Below are 1,000 nucleotides of genomic sequence, written 5' to 3' on the forward strand. Positions count from 1 at the left end.
GACGGCATTGTCGACCTGCTGGTGGCCACCGGGCTGTCGGCGAGCAAGGGTGCGGCCCGGCGCACGGTGGGCGAGGGCGGGGTTTCGGTGAACAACATTCGGATCGAGGACGACGAATGGACTCCCCAGCGCGGTGACTTCTTATACGGCCGCTGGCTGGTGCTGCGCCGCGGCAAGCGCACCGTGGCCGGTATCGAGCGGGTCGCAGAGCGGGCCGTCTGACCTGTGCCGGCCGCATCACACCGCCTCCAGCACGGCTAGCCCACGAGGCTGAGCAGCGTGGTCAAGAACTCGTGATTGAGCTGTGCCAGTGAGTCCCACAGGGTGTCGCTGAGCGCTGTGGAGCTGTTGGCGTTCATCACGGCGACCGCGAGGTCGTCGCGCGCGTTGAGCAGCCCGGCGGTGATGCTGGTGGCCGGGTCGGTGAACGTGTCGCTCAAGACCGTTGGCAGCCCGCCGTAATCTGCGGGGTGGCTTAGCTGCAACGCCGCCAAAACGGTGGGCAGCTCGACGTCTTGGATCGCCAGGGGCACGTTGTTGACGATCGCCGTGAGGCTGCCGGCAGGATCGGTGAGCATGTCGTGAGCGAGGGTGAGCGGGTCGGGGCTCAGCGCCGGCATCAGCCGGTCGGCCATCGACGCCACGTCGGTTTGACCGCCGAACATCTGGTGGAATTGAGCGGGCCCGATCGCGGCTTCGAGCTGGTCGTACTCTAGGTTGGCGCCCAGCCAGGCCAGGCCGTCGTTCTGGTGCTGCACGTAGTCGTATTCCAACAGCCGATCGTGGACGTCGGCGGCGTATTCCGCGGGGGTGACGACGGGAGTGTCGGCCGGCAGATCGTTGCCGACATCGGCGACATTGGCCACCTCGGTCGTGACCGCGGTGTCTGGGATCGGCCCTGTGACGTCTTGCCAGCGCAGCAAGATGCTGCCGTTGTTGACACCGGAGTCGTCGACCCAGTTCGCCACACCGGGGTCTTGGCTGCTGATGACGTAGTAGG

General features: G+C 66.7%; 2 pseudogenes. One reads left to right on the top strand and one right to left on the bottom strand.

The window, feature by feature from the left end:
- Positions 1-222: pseudogene (locus tag AC2VOP_RS16890) on the top strand (tyrosine--tRNA ligase); the annotation flags it as partial.
- 35 nt (positions 223-257) lie between these two features.
- Here AC2VOP_RS16890 and AC2VOP_RS16895 read toward each other — a convergent pair.
- A pseudogene (locus AC2VOP_RS16895) lies at positions 258-1,000 on the bottom strand (hypothetical protein); the annotation flags it as partial.

Source organism: Mycobacterium sp. TH-M106, from assembly GCF_057473765.1.